Annotated in this window: 17 protein-coding genes; 12 read left to right on the forward strand and 5 right to left on the reverse strand. The window is 66.7% G+C overall.

Features of this window, described 5'->3' with window-relative positions:
* The first annotated feature begins 400 nt into the window (after window positions 1-400).
* The 4 genes from MRBLST15_RS06245 (at window position 401) to MRBLST15_RS06260 (ending at window position 5,007) form a co-directional block, all read left to right on the forward strand.
* Window positions 401-2,629 (forward strand): TonB-dependent siderophore receptor, encoded by a 2,229-nt coding sequence (locus MRBLST15_RS06245; protein WP_367785477.1) that lies wholly within the window; start codon window positions 401-403, stop codon window positions 2,627-2,629.
* A 106-nt stretch (window positions 2,630-2,735) separates the two neighbouring features.
* Window positions 2,736-3,056, forward strand: a complete 321-nt coding sequence (locus MRBLST15_RS06250) for a DUF3649 domain-containing protein (protein WP_025875358.1) — start codon at window positions 2,736-2,738, stop codon at window positions 3,054-3,056.
* Window positions 3,053-4,681, forward strand: coding sequence for a PepSY-associated TM helix domain-containing protein (locus MRBLST15_RS06255; RefSeq protein ID WP_367785478.1), 1,629 nt, complete (start codon window positions 3,053-3,055; stop codon window positions 4,679-4,681). The genes MRBLST15_RS06250 and MRBLST15_RS06255 overlap by 4 nt, the downstream gene beginning before the upstream one ends.
* Window positions 4,678-5,007 (forward strand): DUF3325 domain-containing protein, encoded by a 330-nt coding sequence (locus tag MRBLST15_RS06260; RefSeq protein WP_312705568.1) that lies wholly within the window; start codon window positions 4,678-4,680, stop codon window positions 5,005-5,007. Before MRBLST15_RS06255 ends, MRBLST15_RS06260 begins: the two co-directional genes overlap by 4 nt.
* A 62-nt stretch (window positions 5,008-5,069) precedes the next feature.
* Here the strand turns inward: MRBLST15_RS06260 and rlmKL are convergent, their stop codons facing one another.
* Window positions 5,070-7,208 (reverse strand): bifunctional 23S rRNA (guanine(2069)-N(7))-methyltransferase RlmK/23S rRNA (guanine(2445)-N(2))-methyltransferase RlmL, encoded by a 2,139-nt coding sequence (gene rlmKL, locus MRBLST15_RS06265; protein WP_367785479.1) that lies wholly within the window; start codon window positions 7,206-7,208, stop codon window positions 5,070-5,072.
* A gap of 144 nt (window positions 7,209-7,352) precedes the next feature.
* Window positions 7,353-7,880: a hypothetical protein gene (locus MRBLST15_RS06270; protein ID WP_100464402.1), complete on the reverse strand. Its 528-nt coding sequence runs from the start codon at window positions 7,878-7,880 to the stop codon at window positions 7,353-7,355.
* Between the two features lie 72 nt (window positions 7,881-7,952).
* Between MRBLST15_RS06270 and MRBLST15_RS06275 the strand changes: the two genes are divergently transcribed.
* Window positions 7,953-8,519 carry an N-acetylmuramoyl-L-alanine amidase gene (locus MRBLST15_RS06275; RefSeq protein WP_265953833.1) on the forward strand — a complete coding sequence of 189 codons (567 nt, stop codon included), beginning with the start codon at window positions 7,953-7,955 and terminating at the stop codon, window positions 8,517-8,519.
* A gap of 216 nt (window positions 8,520-8,735) precedes the next feature.
* Here the strand turns inward: MRBLST15_RS06275 and MRBLST15_RS06280 are convergent, their stop codons facing one another.
* The 3 genes from MRBLST15_RS06280 to MRBLST15_RS06290 all read right to left on the reverse strand — a co-directional run bounded on the left by MRBLST15_RS06280 (window position 8,736) and on the right by MRBLST15_RS06290 (window position 11,268).
* The gene (locus tag MRBLST15_RS06280) at window positions 8,736-9,638 is read right to left on the reverse strand and encodes a sulfurtransferase (RefSeq protein ID WP_367785480.1); all 903 of its coding nucleotides are present in this window, start codon (window positions 9,636-9,638) and stop codon (window positions 8,736-8,738) included.
* Window positions 9,635-10,438 (reverse strand): CoA pyrophosphatase, encoded by an 804-nt coding sequence (locus MRBLST15_RS06285; RefSeq protein WP_099819990.1) that lies wholly within the window; start codon window positions 10,436-10,438, stop codon window positions 9,635-9,637. Before MRBLST15_RS06285 ends, MRBLST15_RS06280 begins: the two co-directional genes overlap by 4 nt.
* Before the next feature lie 128 nt (window positions 10,439-10,566).
* Window positions 10,567-11,268 carry an FKBP-type peptidyl-prolyl cis-trans isomerase N-terminal domain-containing protein gene (locus MRBLST15_RS06290; RefSeq protein WP_089239934.1) on the reverse strand — a complete coding sequence of 234 codons (702 nt, stop codon included), beginning with the start codon at window positions 11,266-11,268 and terminating at the stop codon, window positions 10,567-10,569.
* 166 nt (window positions 11,269-11,434) lie between these two features.
* Here MRBLST15_RS06290 and MRBLST15_RS06295 point away from each other — a divergent pair, with 166 nt between their 5' ends.
* The 7 genes from MRBLST15_RS06295 (at window position 11,435) to pstS (MRBLST15_RS06325) (ending at window position 18,309) form a co-directional block, all read left to right on the forward strand.
* The gene (locus tag MRBLST15_RS06295) at window positions 11,435-12,229 is read left to right on the forward strand and encodes an enoyl-CoA hydratase/isomerase family protein (RefSeq protein ID WP_367785481.1); all 795 of its coding nucleotides are present in this window, start codon (window positions 11,435-11,437) and stop codon (window positions 12,227-12,229) included.
* Between the two features lie 4 nt (window positions 12,230-12,233).
* Window positions 12,234-12,587, forward strand: a complete 354-nt coding sequence (locus MRBLST15_RS06300; RefSeq protein ID WP_367785482.1) for a hypothetical protein — start codon at window positions 12,234-12,236, stop codon at window positions 12,585-12,587.
* On the forward strand, window positions 12,587-13,276 hold the full coding sequence (nth, locus tag MRBLST15_RS06305; protein WP_099819987.1) for an endonuclease III: 690 nt from the start codon (window positions 12,587-12,589) through the stop codon (window positions 13,274-13,276). The genes MRBLST15_RS06300 and nth overlap by 1 nt, the downstream gene beginning before the upstream one ends.
* Before the next feature lie 227 nt (window positions 13,277-13,503).
* Window positions 13,504-14,715 carry an OprO/OprP family phosphate-selective porin gene (locus MRBLST15_RS06310; protein ID WP_265953822.1) on the forward strand — a complete coding sequence of 404 codons (1,212 nt, stop codon included), beginning with the start codon at window positions 13,504-13,506 and terminating at the stop codon, window positions 14,713-14,715.
* Between the two features lie 110 nt (window positions 14,716-14,825).
* Window positions 14,826-15,605 (forward strand): hypothetical protein, encoded by a 780-nt coding sequence (locus tag MRBLST15_RS06315; RefSeq protein WP_312705969.1) that lies wholly within the window; start codon window positions 14,826-14,828, stop codon window positions 15,603-15,605.
* A gap of 136 nt (window positions 15,606-15,741) precedes the next feature.
* A complete protein-coding gene (pstS, locus tag MRBLST15_RS06320; RefSeq protein WP_025875374.1) occupies window positions 15,742-16,761 on the forward strand; it encodes a phosphate ABC transporter substrate-binding protein PstS in 1,020 nt (339 codons plus the stop codon).
* Window positions 16,762-17,220: 459 nt separating this feature from the next.
* Window positions 17,221-18,309 carry a phosphate ABC transporter substrate-binding protein PstS gene (pstS, locus tag MRBLST15_RS06325; RefSeq protein ID WP_251476249.1) on the forward strand — a complete coding sequence of 363 codons (1,089 nt, stop codon included), beginning with the start codon at window positions 17,221-17,223 and terminating at the stop codon, window positions 18,307-18,309.
* Window positions 18,310-18,390 lie beyond the last annotated feature (81 nt).

An 18,390-nucleotide genomic window follows, 5' to 3' on the forward strand; every position in this document is an offset into this window, starting at 1 on the left:
CCGGGGGACGCCGTGAATACGTCCTTGTAGGCTCGGGCGCGCCATCCATGGAGCTCACGCCCCCGCAACCGGACCCACCCCGCCTCCGACAGCTGTCTGGTCAACGGCACCAACTGCATTGGAACCACATCATTCGGGGGACGAATGGGCTGTCACACTTGCTTAACGAAATGCGAATGCCTATCATTTACTGATCGGTTGTACGCTTAGCCAAGCGGGGCACGGAAGCACGCGCCCACCCGCCCCTTCGCCCGTGTACATCCCCCGACCACTGGGTCGCCTGCCTGCCGCAGGTGGCGCACCGTCGATGGGAATCACGCTGGGCGACGTGCGCGGAGCGCATGGCTGCCATGGGTGCGTTTGCCATCGCCTGTTTTTTGTCCTGCATGGAATCGCACCGATGGCATCGCTCCTGACTACTCCCCGCCCAACCCTGCTGGCCCTGGCCGTGACCGCACTGTTGATCGCACCGTTGGCACACGCTGAGGAAGGTTCTGCCGACCCGTCCGCGCGCACCCTGGACACCGTCCAGGTAACCGCCGATGGCGACATTGCCGACAGCTACACCGTCAAGCGGGCCAGCACCGCAACCAAGCTCGGCCTGTCGCTGCGCCACACCCCGCAGTCGATGACCGTGGTGACCCGGCAGCGGCTGGACGACATGGGCCTGTTCTCGCTGTCCGACGTGATGGGCCAGGTCACCGGCGTGGCGGTGTCAGTCACCGACAGCGAACGCATCAACTACGTCTCGCGCGGGTACAACATCACCAATTTCCAGGTCGATGGCATGCTCAACACCTTCGGTGGCTACATCAAGACCAACACCGACAGTGTGATCTACGACCGCATCGAAGTAGTGCGTGGCGCCACCGGCCTGACCACCGGTGCCGGCGATCCGTCGGGCACCATCAACTTCGTCCGCAAGCGCCCCACCGATACGTTCCAGATGAGCGCCAACCTTACGCTCGGGCGCTGGGGCAACCAGCGCCTGGAAGCCGACCTCGGCGGTCCGATCGCCCTGGATGGCCGCATCCGTGCCCGCGTGGTCGCGGCCAAACAGCAGAGCGATTCCTTCCGCGATGTCTACAAGCTGGACAAGGACGTTTTCTACGGCATCGTCCAGGCCGACATCACCGACACCACATTGCTGGAAGCCGGCTACGAGTACCAGTCGCCGCGCACCACCGGCGTGACCTGGGGCGTGGTGCCGTACTGGGGCGCCGATGGCAAGCCGGCCAACCTCCCGCGCTCGACCAACCTGTCGGCGCGCTGGAGCAGCTGGCCGATCGTCGAAAAGAGCGCGTTCGCCCGCCTCGAACAGCAGCTGGGCCATGGCTGGGCCGCGAAATTCGCTTACACCCGCTCCAAGCGCGAGACCGACGGCGCGGTCTGGTACGGCGCGTCCGGTTATCCGCGTGCCGACGGCAGTGGCATCTCGGCCTTCGTCGGCAGCTTCGGTGAAAACGGCGACATGCAGGTGTTCGACTTCAACGTCGGCGGTCCGTTCCAGTTGTTCGGCCGCGAACACGAACTGGTGTTCGGCTTCGGCCAGTCGGTGCGCAAGGGCGAAGTGCCTGCGAGTGAAACCGCCGCTTATCCGGCCAACTACGAACGTGTGCCGGACTGGCGCAGCTGGAACGGCAACGTCGCGCCGCTGCAGGCCACCCGCCTGGGCTATCTCGCCTCGGAAGACGAACTGCGCCAGCGTGCCGCCTACCTGGCCGCACGCCTGCAGCTGGCCGAGCCGCTGACCGCCGTGCTCGGCGCCCGCTACGGCAGCTGGGAAACGCGCAGCTGGAACTACACCCACGACGCCGCCGGCCGCCTGACCGGTACCACCCGCGGTGGCTACAAGCCGGACGACTCGCTCACCCCGTACGCGGGCTTCATCTACGACTTCAACCGTTACTTCAGCGGCTACGTCAGCTACACCGACATCTTCCAACCGCAGAACTACCGCGACAAGGCCAACAACTATCTCGAACCGGTCGTCGGTGACATGTGGGAAGCCGGGCTCAAGGCCGAGTTCTTCGATGGCCTGCTCAACACCTCGGTCGCGGTATTCAAGGGCGAGAAGGACAACGTCGCCGAGCTCGATGATTCGGTACCGGAAAACTCGTTGCCCGGTGGCATCAGTGCTTACCGCTCCACCGGCAAGGGCAACAAGGTGAAGGGCTGGGAAATCGAAGCACAGGGCAGCCTGGGCGAGCACTGGAACCTGTCGACCGGGTTCACCCACACCGTCAGCCGCAATGCGCTGGGCGTGCGCCAGAACACCACCGTTCCGGTCGATCTGTTCCGCCTCAACGCCAGCTGGCGCCCGGGTGGTGCCGAAGGCCGCTTCTGGATCGGAGGCGGCGCAACCTGGCAGAGCGGCATCTGGAGCCTGAGCAACAAGCCGCGCGAGGACTTCCTGGTCAGCGGCAAGCGCGACCGCGTGGCGATCGAACAGGGTGACATCTACCTGCTCAACCTGTCGGCCGGCTATCGCTTCAACGAGAACTTCAGCGCCCAGGTGAGCGTGAACAACCTGCTGGACAAGAAGTACTACAACCGCGTCGGTTTCTACGACGGCGTGTACTGGGGCGAACCGCGCAACGTGATGATGACGCTGCGCTGGAAGCTCTGACGATCTGATGGATGGCGCCGGTTCTGCGACCGGCCACGGCCACGGATGGCCAACCCCGGCGCGCTTCGGTGCGCCGGTCCTCTTTCATTCAACCTGCAGGACCGCCGTGGACCGCTCGCCCGCAACCGCCAGCCCCCGCCTCAGCACCTTCTTCGCCAACCCGCGATGGGGCGTGCTGTCCCGATCCCTTGCGGCCATCTTCGGCGGCTACGCGCTTGCCTCGATGACCACCGTGTTCTGCGCGCTGGCGCTGCCGGGCGCGCGCGGCCAGGCCGTGCTGACCGGCATGCTGCTGGCGATCCTGGTCGCCGCCTGCGCGGCGCTGTGGGCGTTCGCCACCCGCAGTGCGCTGCGCGCCTGGGTCGGCATTCTCGCCCCCACCCTGCTGATGGCCGGCATTTCGCGCCTGCTGGGAGCGTGGGCATGAAGAATGGATTCCGCCAATCCATGGCCTGGCTGCACACCTGGACCGGCCTGCTGGTCGGCTGGCTGCTGCTGCTGATCTTCATGGCCGGCACCGCCAGCTACTACCGCGAGGAAATCAGCCGCTGGATGCGCCCGGAACTGCCGCGCAGCACGGTCAGCACCGACCAAGCGGCGCAGCGTGCGGCCGACTACCTGCTGGCCAATGCACCACAGGCCGAGAGCTGGTTCGTCACCCTGCCGCAGCCGCGCAATCCAGCCATGCAGATGTTCTGGCGGTTGCCAGCCGAGCTGGCGGACCCCGCCAAAGGCCGACGCGGCGCCTTCGGTGATGCGACCCTGGACCCGAACACCGGCACCGAACTGAAGGCCCGCGAGACCCGTGGCGGCGACTTCTTCTACCGCCTGCATTTCGACCTGCACTACATTCCCGTGCTGTGGGCGCGCTACCTGGTGGGCTTCTGCGCGATGTTCATGCTGGTGGCGATCATCACCGGCGTGATCACCCACAAGAAGATCTTCAAGGACTTCTTCACCTTCCGGAAGGACAAGGGCCTGCGCTCCTGGCTGGACTTACACAACGTCAGCGCGGTGATGGCCCTGCCCTACCACGCAATGATCACCTACACCGGCATCGTCACGTTGATGATCATGTACCTGCCGTGGGGAGTGAACGTGGCCTACGGCACCGATCAGGACGCGTTCTATTCGGAGGCCTTTGGTGGCCTGCCCGAGGTCACCGCGCCCGCCGAAGGCAAGGCAGCCCCGCTGCCGCTGCGGCAGCTGCTGGACAGTGCCCGCACGCATTGGCACGGCACCGAGGTCGCCGGTTTCAGCGTTGCCAATCCCGGTGCCGCCAATGCGGTGATCGACATCCGCCAGCGCGACGGCAAGCGCTTGTCCATCGACACGCCCGCGCTGCGCTATGACATGGTCACTGGCGCGCTGCTGCAGGAAACCCCGCCTTCCGGTGGCGCCACCGCCACCCGTGGCGTGCTGTATGGCCTGCATCTGGCTCGCTTCGCCGACTGGGGCGTGCGCGCCCTGTTCTTCCTGTCTGGCCTGACCGGCTGCCTGATGGTGGCCAGCGGCGTGGTGCTGTGGGCGGTGAAGGAGCGTCCGAAACATGCCAAGAGCGGTCGCACCGGCTTTGGCCTGCGCCTGGTCGATGCACTGAACATCGGCGCCGTGGCGGGCCTGCCGATCGCCTTTGCCGCCTACTTCTGGGGCAACCGGCTGCTGCCGCTGGGCCTGGCCGAGCGCTCCAACGCCGAGGCGAACGTGTTCTTCTACGCGTGGGGCGCCTCGTTGCTGGCGGCCTTCATCTGGCCCAAGCGGATGATGTGGGCGTGGCAGCTGTACATCGGCGCGGCTGCGTTCGCGCTGATCCCGCTGGTGAACGCGCTGACCACCCACGCGCACCTGGGCGTGACCCTGTTCAATGGTGACTGGGCATTGGCCGGTTTCGACCTGTCGATGATCGCCTTCGGCGCGATGCTGGCCCTGTGCGGCTGGCGCATGCAGCGCTGGACGCCACCGCTGACTGCGGCCGAGAAGAAGAAGCGCGCGGCGGCCGCGGCAGCGACCAAGACACCGGCCGATGCAGTGGAAGCGGAGGCCAGCGCATGATGCTGCTGGTACTGGGGTTGTCGTTCACCGCGTTCACCGCGCTGTCGATGGCGATGGAAAAGCACCAGCAGGAACTGCATGGCAAGGCAGCAGCTTCACCGGTAAGGCGCACGCAATGGCGGGTGCTGGGCTGGCTGCTGCTGACCGTAGCGTTCGCGCTGTGCGTGGTCGACCACGGATGGGCGATGGGCCCGGTGCTGTGGCTCGGCGCGCTTACGCTGGGTGGAATCGTGCTGGCGTTCGCGCTGTATCCGTACCGGCCGAAATGGATCGCACCGCTGGCGGTCGCGCTGCCGGTGATCGGGCTGGTGGTGGCGTTGGTGTAGCCGAAGCCACCGGGGTCGGAGCCCTTGCGCGAAGCGCAAGGGCTCCGACCCCGGACGTCGGTTCACGCCAGGCGCTTCAGCTCCCACGCACGATGGATGCGTGCATTGCGCTCGAAATCAGGGCCGATGGTGCTGGCGCTGATCTCGCGGCACTGCGCGAATTCGGCGATGGCGTTCTCTTCCAGCTTGAAGCGGCGGAAGTTGTTGGAGAAGTACAGCACGCCACCCGGCGCCAGTCGCGCGACGGCGGCACGCAGCATCTTCACCTGTTCGCGCTGCACGTCGAAGTCCTCGGCGCGGGCCGAGTTGGAGAACGTCGGCGGGTCGCAGAAGATCACGTCGTACTGCCCGCGATCGCCTTCCAGCCATGCCATCGCATCGGCCTGCACCAGCAGGTGCTGGTTGCCGCCCTGCCCGTTCAAGGCCAGGTTGTCGTAGCACCACTGCAGGTAGGTCGCCGACAGGTCGACGCTGGTGGTGCTGGCCGCACCGGCCACCGCCGCCTGCACGCTGGCCACGCCGGTGTAGCAGAACAGGTTGAGGAAGCGCTTGCCGCGCGCCTGCTCGGCCATCAGGCGACGCAGCGGGCGATGGTCGAGGAACAGGCCGGTATCGAGGTAATCGAACAGGTTTACCTGCAGCAGCGCGTTGTTCTCGCGTACCACGAGGAACTCATCACGCTGCTCGAAACGGCCGTACTTGCTGCCGCCCTTGCCACGTTCGCGCGACTTCATCGAGACCTGCTCCGGCGGCACGCCGAACACTTCACGCGCAGCAGCCAGCAGTTCGTTGCGACGCCGGCGCACGTCGTTTTCCGGAATCGCAGCCGGTGCGGCGTATTCCTGCACGTGCAGGAAGGTGCGGCGCTGACCGCCATCCTCTTCGTACACGTCGATGGCCGCTGCGTATTCCGGCAGGTCGGCATCGTAGGCACGGAAGCAGGTGATGCCTTCGCGTGCGCGCCAGCTCTTGAACTTCTTCAGGTTCTTGCGCAGGCGGTTGGCCACCATCTGCGCGCCTTCGCTCAGCTCGCGCACCTGTGCCGGATCGCGACCCGGCACCGCGATCGGATCGCAGACGATCAGTGCACATTCCAGCGCGCCATTGAACATCTGGTACTTCTTGCCCGCACGCAGGCCGGTAGCGAAGGCCAGTTCGTCATTGCCGCACAGCAGGCTGGCGCGCCACTGCGGCACCGCCTTCTGCAGGGCATTGCCGAGCTTGCGGTACAGCGCCGGATCGGCGGCCAGGCGTTCGTCATACGGTGGGTTGCAGACCACCGCGCCGATCTCCTGCTCCGGGGTGGGCAGGTCGGCCACATCGGCGCGGGTGAAGCGGATGGCATGGGCGACGCCGGCAACTTCCGCGTTCTCGCGCGCCGCCTGGATCGCCACCGGGTCGATGTCGCTACCGTGGACGACCGGCTTCAGCGCAGCCAGGCCGGCCGCTTCGCGATCACGCGCTTCGCTCTGGATGGTTTTCCAGGCCGCCTTGTCGAAGCCCAGCCAGCGGCTCGGCGGCAGGCTGCCATGGCGCATCAGTCCGGGAGCGACGTCGGCGGCCATCAGCGCGCCTTCGATCAGCAGGGTACCGCTGCCGCACATCGGATCCAGCAGGCCGCCACCGGCAGCGTGCAGGCGCGGCCACTGCGCGCGCATCAGCAGCGCGGCAGCCAGGTTTTCCTTCAACGGCGCGTCATGGGCAGCACCACGCCAGCCGCGGCGGTGCAGCGGGCCACCACCGAGGTCGATCGACAGCGAGGCGCGGCCCTTGCGCAGCGACAGGTTGACGCGCACGTCCGGCAGATCGGTGTTGACCGAGGGGCGCTCGAGCCCTTCGTCACGCATGCGATCGACGATGGCGTCCTTGATCCGCTGCGCGGCGAAACGGGCATGGGTGATCTTGTCGCCGGACACGTGCGCGTCCACCGCCAGGGTCATCTCCGGCTTGATGTGCTCGTGCCACGGCAGCGCGCGCACGCCGTCATACAGCGCCTGCTCGTCCGGGCATTCGAATTCGTCGATCGGCCACAGCACGCGGCTGGCCAGCCGCGACCACATGACGATCCGCAGCGCCTGCTCCAGTTCGCCCTCGGCGTTGACGCCGGCGATGGTGGCAGTGGCCTTTTCCAGGCCGAGGGCCGACAGCTCATCGGCAAGCAGGTATTCCAGGCCCTTGGCGCAGGAGACAAAAAATTTCACGGGATCGGTTCGCAGGTGGTCAGGCACGGCAGGGAGCCGGGCCATTCGGAAGGGAGGGCCGTAGGCACGGCCGGCAGGCCCGCGCCGGGGGCGGCGGGGCTGCCATTGTAGTCAATGCGGGCGGGCGCGCCGTGCGCCCGGGCTTCACAGCTGCCGCAGCAGGCGCTCGAAGGCCTGCGCGGAGGCTTCCACGTGATGTTCCAGGCGATGGCCGTCGTCCACCAGCAGCAGCTGCGCCGAGCGCGCCTGCGCCCAGGCGATGACCCCGGCGGCCGGTACCACCTCGTCATGCCACGCCTGCACCACCGTGGTCGGCACCGGCGCGGCATCCAGCGCCGGCATCGGGCCCATGGTGGTGGGCGGCACCATCAGGAACAGGCCGGCCACCGGCACCTGCAGCGAGGCGATGGCCGAGATGTAGGCGCCCAGACTGGAGCCGGCCAGCACCACCGGCCCCTGCGCGGCAGCAGCGGCCGTGCGCTCGATCAGACGTTGCAGGCGGGTGCGTACATCGCCAACGCGGCTGACCTCGCTCATCGCGTCCAGGTCGGTGTAATCGGGGCGCTCATGGGTCCAGCCCAGGCGCTCGGCGACCTCGGCCAGGGCGGTGACCTTGGTCGCCTCCGGACCGCTCTCGAAACCGTGCGACAGGATGCAGTGACCGCGGCTCATGCGTGCGCTCCCACGGAGCGGACCGACAGCAGAAAGGAAGGCAGTTTCATTCGGCAATGCTAGCATCGCCGCATGCCCAACCCGCTCCTGCCCGGCCTGCAGCTGCAGCCGCTGCCCTACCACGACCGCCTGCCCGTGCGCGACCCATCCAGCCTGGCGATGGTGGTGATCCACTGCACCGAACTGCCCGACCTGGCGACTGCCCGGGAGTACGGCGAGCGCGTGCTGTACGACAGCGGCGCCGGCAACAGCGGGCATTTCTACATCGACCGCGACGGCAGCGTGGTGCAGTACGTGGCGCCGGAGCGCATCGCCCACCACGTGCGCGGCATGAATGCCGATTCGGTGGGCATCGAACTGGTCAATTCGGGGCGCTACCCGCACTGGCTCGACAGCCGCCACCAGGCGATGGACGAGCCGTATGCCGAAGCGCAGCTGCTGGCGTTGGAGCGGTTGCTGCAGGCGCTGGTGCTGCAGTATCCGTCGCTGCGGCAGATTGCCGGCCACGACCAGCTGGATCTGGAGCAGGTGCCTGCCAGTGACGACCCGGCCGTGACCGTGGCCCGCAAGCGCGACCCCGGCCCGTTGTTTCCGTGGCAGCGGATCCTGGCCAAGGTGCCGCTGCAGCCGCTGGGTTGAGAGGCGGCAGGGCTGCGCCCTGGGTACACGCCATCGCATGCGCGCTGTCGCTCCCACGCTTCGCTGCGCGAACCGCGGGCCCCACTTACCAGCTCCCACACCCCCGCCGCTTCGCGGCCGCCCCCTGACTCAGGGGGCTCTGCCCCGGATATGAACCGGTAGCCAGTAGATCCACGCCATGCGTGGATGAACGTCAAATCGATCTGCCCGCTTCGCTCAGGCGCCGGTAGCCACCGGACGGCTGCTGTCGCTGACCCAGCCACTCCAGGAATCGGCGTAGATGCGCGCACCGGACAGGCCAGCACTTTCCATCGCCAGCAGCAGATGGCAGGCGGTCACGCCCGAACCGCACATCAGCACCACGCGCTCAGGATCCTGGTTGCCGATCACGCCCTGAAGTTCGGCGCGCAGTTCCTGTGCATCACGCAGGCGACCGTCCAGCACGTTCAGCGCGAACGGTCGATTGACTGCCCCCGGCACATGGCCGGCCACCGGGTCCAGCGGCTCCACTTCGCCACGGAAACGCTCGCCTGCGCGGGCATCGACCAGCCAGCCCTGTGCATGCTTGAGGCGCGATTCGATCTCGTCCGCGCTGGCAACCTGGCTGGTATCGAAACGTCCCGGGTACGCCGGCAACCCCGCGGCTTCGCTGCTGCCGGTCGCCAGCGGTTGGCCGGCGGCCTGCCAGGCGGCGATGCCGCCATTGAGCACGGCCACCTTCGTGTGCCCGATCAGGCGCAGCAGCCACCACAGTCGCGCAGCGGCCATGCTGCCATCGCTGCCGTCATACACCACCACCTGCGTGTCGGGGCCGATGCCCCATTGCCCCAGCCGTGTGGCGAACGCATCGCTGTCCGGCAACGGGTGGCGCCCATGTCCGACCCGCGTCAGGTCGGACAGGTCGCGGTTGAGATCGGCATGCACCGCACCGGGAATGTGTCCCTGCGCATGGAGGCCATTGCCCGCCTGCGGATCGGCGAGCGATGCACGTGCATCGACCACGCGTACGGCAGTGCTTGCGGTCGCGCGGGCATCGACCACGCGTACCCCATCGCCCAGCACCGCAGCCAGGGTCGCAACATCGACGAGGGTGGTCCACGGCGGATCGATCGGCTTCATTGCACTTGCTCCAGGCGGCGACGCAGGTTGTACAGGATGGCCGCAGTGGCGCCCCAGATGCGCTGGCCGGGCCAGCCGTATTCGAGGACATGGCGGACGCGGCCGCGATGGTTGATTTCGACCTGGCGCAGGTTGTCGGCGGCCATCAGATAGTCCAGCGGCACTTCGAACACCTCGGCCACTTCGCTGGGCTGCGGTACCGCCACGAAATCCGGATCGATCACCGCCACCACCGGGGTGACGCGGTAGCCGGTGATGGTCACGAACGGATCGAGATAACCCAGTGCCTGCACCTGCGTCGGCGCCAATGCGATTTCTTCCTGGCTTTCGCGCAGTGCGGCGGCCAGCGCATCACGATCATCCGGCTCGGTACGGCCACCGGGAAAACCGACCTGGCCACCATGTTGCCGCAGGGTTTCGGTACGCCGGGTCAGGATCACCTGCGCACCATTGGCGCGCGGCACGATGCCGGCCAGCACCGCCGCCTCGACCGGTGGGCCCGGGGGCAGCAGATCATCCAGTTCACTGCGGTTCCAGCCGTCACCTGCCGGCGGTTCGGCCAGCGGATGCAGCGCGCGCAGCAGGCGCTCATGATCGGCCAACGAGCCTCGCAGCGACTGCTGCAGCTGTTGTCGCAATGGCAGCACGCGCTGCAGGATGTGGGTGCGCTCGCTGTCGCTCATCGACGACCACCCTGCGATTTCGTCGATATGCCGCCCGCAGCCGGCGCACAGCCGGTTGCGATCCAGCTTGCACACGTTGATGCAGGGGCTTGCGACAGCACGCGCCGTTTCTTCCATTATTTGCACCGGTCAACAGTAGCGCGAATGGGCCGGATTTGGGATGGGCCCGCACGGCTGCTACGTACCGCAGAAACAAAAACGCGCCGGTGGGATCACCGGCGCGTTGATGTTGACGCTGTTTCTTATTACTTGACGCTGATCAGCTTGATCTCGAACTGCACAGCCACGTTCGGCGGGAACGGGGTGCGCGGGTCGGCGCCATAGGCCTGATCCGGCGGCAGGGACACTTCCCACTTCGAACCAGCCGGCATCTGCAGCAGGGTCTCGCGCATGGCCTTCATTTCGACTTCGCTGACCTTGATCGACGGAATCTGCTGGGCCGGACGAGCCTCGGTCGGACGCTGGCCGTACGGGAACGGACCAGCCACTTCAAGCTGCACGGTGCTGGCCTGGGTCGGCTTGGCACCCTTGCCGGCTTCGATCACACGGTACTGAACGCCGCTCGGCAGGGTCTGCACGCCCGCCTTTGCCTTGTTCTGCGCCATGAACTGATCGCTCTTGGTCTTGTTGTCGGCAGCAGCCTTTTCGTACTCGGCCTTGGCGGCCTGGGCACGGCCCTGCTCGCGCTTCTGGAACGCTTCAACGGCCGGCTTCAGCTGCTCGGCGGTGATCGCCGGCTGCTTCTTGGCGTAGGCGTCCTGCAGACCCTTCACCACCGAGTTGATGTCCAGCTGCTCACCGCGACCGGTCAGCTCCGCCAGGTTGTTGCCGTAGTCGTAACCGAAGTAGTAGCTCAGCTTGCCCTTCTCGGACGCGATGTCCTGGGCGAAGGCATTGCCCGTCAGGGCCAGGGCCGCGACGGCGACCGCGATAGAACGCAACTTCATCAAACAGTTCTCCAGGGGTGGTAACTCAGGGACGTTCTGCGCCGCCCTGAGGCGACGGGTTAGGATAACGGCCACAACGTGTAACCGCTACTCACCACGCAGGCTATGACCTGTCTGCGTTTACAGAGTTCAATCTCACTTTTTTTTAACGTTCCAGGAGTTTCCCGTGGCCGAGGCCCTCACTCCCCACCCGGTCGGCGTCAGCGACGACGGCGCCATCCGCACCATTACCGTGCAGCGTCCGGACAAGCTCAACGCCCTCAATGCCGCGACCCTGCAGGCTCTGGCCGGGGCGTTCAGCGACGCGGCCGCCGATCCGGCGGTACGGGTGGTGGTACTGACCGGCGCCGGCCCCAAGGCCTTCGTGGCCGGGGCCGACATCGCGGAAATGAACACATTGAGCGCGGTTCAGGGACGTGACTTCTCCCTGCTCGGCCAGGCCCTGATGCGCCGCATCGAACGCATGCCCAAGCCGGTGATCGCCCGCGTGAACGGTTTTGCGCTGGGCGGCGGGCTGGAGCTGGCCATGGCCTGCCACCTGCGCATCGCGGCCGATTCGGCCAAGGTCGGCCAGCCGGAGATCAATCTCGGCCTGATTCCCGGATTCGGCGGCAGCCAGCGCCTGCTGCGCCTGTGTGGACGCGCGGCCACGCTGGAGCTGTGCCTGCTGGGTACCCCGATCGACGCCGCGCGTGCGCTGGCCCTGGGCATCGTCAACGAGGTGGTGCCCGCCGCCGAGCTCGACGCCCGCGTGCAGGCCCTCGCCCGGCAGCTGGCACAGTCGGCGCCGCTGGCGTTGCGTGGCCTGCTCGACGCGGTGCACGTGGGCGGCGAATGCAGCCTGGAGACCGGCCTGGAATACGAAAGTGCGCAGTTCGGCCTGCTGTTCGCCACCGAAGACATGCGCGAGGGCACCAGCGCCTTCCTGCAGCGCCGTCCTCCCGCCTTCCAGAACCGCTGACGCCATGGCATCCCGACCCAACCCCGTGCTGCTGTTCGCCCGGGTCCAGGCAGACGATCCTGATGGCGCGCTGCAGGCTGGACTGATGGACTACCTCGTGCGCGCTGGCGATGACCGGCTGCTGCCCGACCATCCGGACCTGCCGGACCGCCTCTGCCAGATGCAGCTGCAACTGCAGCGTGCATGGGCCGCGCGCGAACGTTTCCGCGCACGTGCGGTGCGCCTGGCCCGACGCGAGGCCGAGCGTGATGCACGTCGCACGCCCGCGCCGGCGCCGGACGCCAAACCCGCCCTGCCCGCCGCAGCGGCCGCCATCCTCGCCCGGGCCAAGGCCCGCGCCGCCGGCAAGGAGCAGTAATGGCGACAGCGAAGAAGACCGCGCGCGCACCTGCGCGCCGCGGCGGTACGATGCCGCGCGCCGACGTGGTGGAAATGTTCACCCGCCTGCGCGAACTCAACCCGCATCCGAAGACCGAGCTTGAATACAGTTCGCCGTTCGAACTGCTGGTGGCGGTCGCACTGTCGGCGCAGGCCACCGACGTCGGCGTCAACAAGGCCACCCGTCGCCTGTTCCCGGTTGCCAACACGCCGGCGAAGATCCTCGCCCTGGGCGAAGAGGGACTGAAGAAGTACATCGCCACCATCGGCCTGTTCAACGCAAAGGCAAAGAACGTGATCGCCACCTGCGCGCTGCTGCTGGAGAAGCACGGCGGCGAAGTGCCACGTGATCGCGATGCACTGGAAGCACTACCCGGTGTCGGTCGCAAGACCGCCAACGTGGTGCTCAATACCGCTTTCGGCGAACCGGTGATGGCGGTGGACACGCATATCTTCCGCGTCGCCAACCGCACCGGACTTGCGCCAGGAAAGAACGTGCGCGAGGTCGAAGACCGATTGGTCAAAGCGATTCCCGCCGAGTTCCTGCTGGACGCGCATCACTGGCTGATCCTGCACGGACGGTACGTGTGCAAAGCGCGCAAACCGGATTGCCCCGGGTGCGTGATTGCCGATCTCTGCCGGTTCAAGGACAAGACCCTCGCCGAGTAAGGGCGGCATCCGCGCATGACGTGGATGCACGGAAAACCATCCACGCAGGGCGTGGATCTACTGCAACCGGGACGCAATCGGGGCGTCATACGTAACCGGTTTCAATGGCAGGCCCAGCCGTGACGGGGCCTGCGGCGGAGCGCGGCCGTGCGCGAACTGTCACATTTACGCAATCTTCACGTTTTAGCCTGCGCGCATCTTCCCACCTGCCTGCAAGGCTCCTCTCCATGAAACTGCATCACCAGCTCCTGACGATCGCCGTGGCTGCTGCGCTGTACGTGCCGGCCGCTCACGCCGAAGTCGCCATCGATGTGATCGGCGGTTCGGAAATCACCTTCGAAGGCCTGGTCCAGGCCGACGGCAACTGGTACGACAATGACGTCGTGGACCTCAACGGCGGTGACGCCGGCAACGGCAAGAACAGCGAATTCGAACTGCGTCGCGCCGAGCTGGTGCTGAAGGGCAAGGGCCCGGGCAACGTGGAATGGGTCGTCGGCTACGACGCCAAGGCCGACAAGTTCCTCGACACCAACGTGAAGTACAAGCTGCTGGGCAACGCCAACCACTTCATCCAGGTCGGCCAGTTCAAGCAGCCCAACAGCCTGGAAGAGCTGTCCAGCACCAAGAACAACGACTTCATCTCCAAGGCTGCGGTCACCAACACCTATGCCGTCGCCCGTCGCCTCGGCGGTGCCTACAGCTACGGCCAGGACAACTGGTCGGTCACCGCCAGCGCCTTCGGCCGCGAGCTGACCCGCAACCTGGCCCACGGCAGCGGCTACGGCGCACGTGGTACCTGGGCCCCGATCAACGAGAAGGGCCAGGTCCTGCACTTCGGCCTGAGCTACGTGAACTACGACACCGACGCAGACACCCTGCGCGTGCGTGCCCGCCCGAACGCTGACCTGGCCACCGCGCGCCTGGTCGACAGCGGCAACCTGGTCGACACCGACCGGGTCAGCACCATCGGTGCCGAAGCGATGTACTTCCAGGGTCCGTTCAAGGCCCAGGCCGAGTACTACACCAGCAAGGCCAAGCGCATGGCCAACGACAACTACACCAGTGACGGCTACTACGTCAGCGGCGTGTGGAACGTCACCGGCGAGACCTGGAGCTACAAGGGCGGCACCCCGGGCACCGGCCTGCCGAACAACCCGGCCGGTGGCCAGTGGCAGCTGGGCGTGCGCTATGACCACATGGATCTGAACGACGGCAACCTCGCCGCCAACCCGGTGGCCGGCCGTCCGCCGATCGTCGATGGCGTGCTCGGCGGCAAGATGGACATCTGGACCGTCGGCGCCAACTGGTACTGGCGCTCGAACTTCAAGCTGATGCTCAACTACGTGATGGTCGACAGCAAGAAGTACAGCTCGACCGCCCGTGGCTTCGTCAACGACGATCCGAACATCCTGGAAGCCCGCGCGCAGTTCTTCTGGTAAGACCGGAAGCACGCGTTCGAACGAAGGCACGGCTCCGGCCGTGCCTTCGTCGTTGTGGGCAGGCGGTAGGCGCGCGATGATGCCCTGCCCTGTCGACATGGACCTTCGGGATGCCCCCTTCCCTCCGCCTGCGCCGCCTGCTGTGCGCTGTCCTGCTCACCGCGCTGCCCGTCACCGCGCTTGCCTGTGACGATGCAGAAGCCGTGCGCGAGGCCGCGTATCGACAGCTGCCGGCTGGCGCGTTGCCAGTAACGGCACGTTTCACCGATGCCGACAGCACCGCCTGCCGTGCGTGGCCTGCGCAGCCCGGCACGACCCTGCTGGCCGTCGCGCAATGGACAGAGCCCGCTTCGGAAGACGTGCGCGGCGGCGACCTGGACCTGCTGCTGATCGACACCGCCAGTAGCCGGCCACTGGCCTGGACGCGCGTCGCCGATGCGGTCAGCAGTGATGCGCTGCGCTTCACCGGGCTCCGCCTGGACACGGCACGCTGGCAGCTGGACCCTTCCACCCGCGCGTTTGGCGTGCGCATGGACTACAGCGGCAGCTCTGGACCCAACCCGTTCGCGCAGACCGAACTGCAGTTGTTCGTGCGCGATGGCCGACAGCTGCGCCGGGTGCTGGCGCCGCTGGCCGTCAGCGGCAGTCGCGGCGAATGGGATACGCGCTGCGCCGGCGAGTTCAGCCGCTTCGAGCGCACGCTGGAAATGGGCAGTAGCACTCCTGCGGGTCTGGCACCGATCGTGGTGCGCGAAAAGCGCACCGATACGATCAGCGTTGCCGTGGGTGACGACTGCCATGCAACCGACACGACGGCACCTGCGCAGCGCTGGACACTGCTGCCCAGCGACGGTCGCTATGCCGTTCCGGAGGCGTTGCGCGGGCTCTGAAAGGGAGGCGTCGGCAGCGCCATGACGGCTGTCACGTTCGCGTCATATGACAGACGCGGGCGTGTCATGGAACCGTTATGGAATGTGCACCGAAACGTCGGGCAGCCGCCCCTCGACCACCCCAGGAGTCTCTCCCGTGATCCACGCCTTCAAGTCGCGCGCCGCCGTCGCCATTCTGGCCGCGTCGTCCGTGTTCGCCGCCAACGCCGCCGATGTCACCGGCGCGGGCGCCTCGTTCATCTACCCGGTGATGTCCAAGTGGTCGGCCGACTACAGCACCGCCACCGGCAAGAAGGTCAACTACCAGTCGATCGGTTCCGGCGGTGGTATCGCCCAGATCAAGGCTGCGACCGTGGACTTCGGCTCGTCCGACGCGCCGCTGAAGCCGGAAGAGCTGGCTGCGGCTGGCCTGGCCCAGTTCCCGTCGGTGATCGGCGGCGTGGTGCCGGTGATCAACGTCGCTGGCGTCGCCCCGGGCGCGCTGAAGCTGGACGGTCCGACCCTGGCCAACATCTTCCTGGGCAAGATCACCACCTGGAACGACCCGGCCATTGCCGCCCTGAACAGCGGCCTGACCCTGCCCAGCGGCAAGATCACCATCGTCCATCGTTCGGACGGCTCGGGCACCACCTTCAACTTCGTCAACTACCTGTCCAAGGTCAGCCCGGAGTGGAAGAGCAAGGTCGGTGAAGGCACCTCGGTGCAGTGGCCGGCCGGCATCGGCGGCAAGGGCAACGAAGGCGTTGCTGCCTACGTGAAGCAGATCAAGGGCGGCATCGGCTACGTCGAACTGTCCTACGCGCTGCAGAACAAGATGTCCTACGCGGCGATGAAGAACGCAGCCGGCAAGATCGTGCAGCCGTCGGACGCCTCGTTCTCGGCCGCCGCAGCCAGCGCCGACTGGGCCAACGCCCGTGACTTCTACCTGGTGATGACCAACGCCCCGGGCGCTGACGCATGGCCGATCACCGCCACCAACTTCATCCTGGTGCGCAAGCAGCCGAAGAACGTGGCGGGCGCCAAGGCCACCCAGGAGTTCTTCCGCTGGGTCTACAAGAATGGCGATGCGCAGGCCAAGCAGCTGGACTACGTGCCGCTGCCGGACGCGCTGGTGCGCCAGATCGAGACCTACTGGACGCAGAACCTGAAGTACTGAGTTCGTTGCAAGGCGTTCCCCCGCAGGAACGGGGTCGGCGGGTCCTCTCTCCCCCGCCGGCCCCACCGGGCGCTGGATCCTTCGGGGTCCGGCGCTCTTCTTTTTTGTGCGGTTGGTTTGTTGGGCTGGTCGTGAAGAGCGCTGCGCTTTCGTTGATCTGTTATTGCGGCGATGGGGTCGTGCAGGAGCATCTGTAGAGCCGAGCCCATGCTCGGCTGCTTCTGGCCTGGCCTCGCGGGCACCCGAGCACGGGCTCGGCTCTACCCTGCCTCCACCCCCATATCGGTGCGCAGATCCGTGGTCTCCGGGACCTCTCCGGGGGCCGGCCAACTCTGTGAAACCCTTGCCAGAACGTGATCCAGGACACCTCTGTCATGGACGTCATACGGCTGTAACAAAAACATCATTTCATAGCCGCATCCGCCGACACCGTCGGCTCTACCCCGCTATGGAGTGACCATGAAACTGCACTCGGCCAGCCTTGCCGCCCTTTCCCTGGCCATCGCCCTGGGCTTGTCTGCCTGCGGTGGCGACAAGCAGGCCGCACAGCAGCCGGCCGCTGACGGCGCCGCTGCTCCGGCCGCTGCCGGCGACAAGGTGACCGCTGAGGTCTCCGGTGCTGGCGCCTCCTTCATCTTCCCGCTGGTGTCCAAGTGGTCGGCCGACTACAACACCGCCACCGGCGCCAAGATCAACTACCAGTCGATCGGTTCCGGCGGTGGCATCGCCCAGATCAAGGCCGGTACCGTTGATTTCGGTTCCTCCGACAAGCCGCTGAGCAGCGACGAGCTGGCCCAGGCCGGCCTGGCCCAGTTCCCGTCGGCCATCGGCGGCGTGGTGCCCGTGGTCAACATCGACGGCCTGGAAGCCGGCAAGCTGCGCCTCAGTGGCGCCCTGCTCGCCGACATCTTCCTGGGCAAGGTCAAGACCTGGAACGACCCGGCCATCGTCGCCGCCAACCCGGGCGTGACCCTGCCGGACGGCAAGATCACCATCGTCCACCGTTCGGATGGTTCGGGCACCACCTTCAACTTCTCCAACTACCTGTCCAAGGTCAACCCGGAGTGGAAGAGCAAGGTCGGCGAAGGCACCTCGGTGCAGTGGCCGGACGGCGTGGGTGGCAAGGGCAATGAAGGCGTCGCTTCGTATGTGAAGCAGATCAAGGGCTCGATCGGCTACGTCGAACTGGCCTACGCCCTGCAGAACGCGATGCCCTACACCTCGCTGCAGAACGCGGCCGGCACCTGGGTGCAGCCGAACGCTGAGACCTTCGCCGCCGCTGCCGCCAGCGCCGACTGGGCCAGCGCCAAGGACTTCAACCTGGTCATCACCAACGCTCCGGGTGAGCAGGCCTGGCCGATCACCGCCACCAACTTCATGCTGATGCAGAAGAAGCCGAAGGATGCCAAGCGCAACCAGGATGCACTGGCCTTCTTCAAGTGGGCTTTCGAAAGCGGCCAGACCCAGGCCAACGAACTGCACTACGTGCCGCTGCCGGCCGAGCTGGTCAAGCAGATCGAAGCCTACTGGGCGACCGAACTGAAGTGATGGACCCGACGGTGCCCGCCACGTGCGGGCACCGCCTCCTGAACATCGTGCTGCCCCGCCCCTTCCTGGCCCTGCCGTCCC

It is taken from the genome of Stenotrophomonas sp. LST15-1-1.1, from assembly GCF_040815575.1.
In the GTDB taxonomy this organism is placed as follows: domain Bacteria; phylum Pseudomonadota; class Gammaproteobacteria; order Xanthomonadales; family Xanthomonadaceae; genus Stenotrophomonas; species Stenotrophomonas lactitubi_B.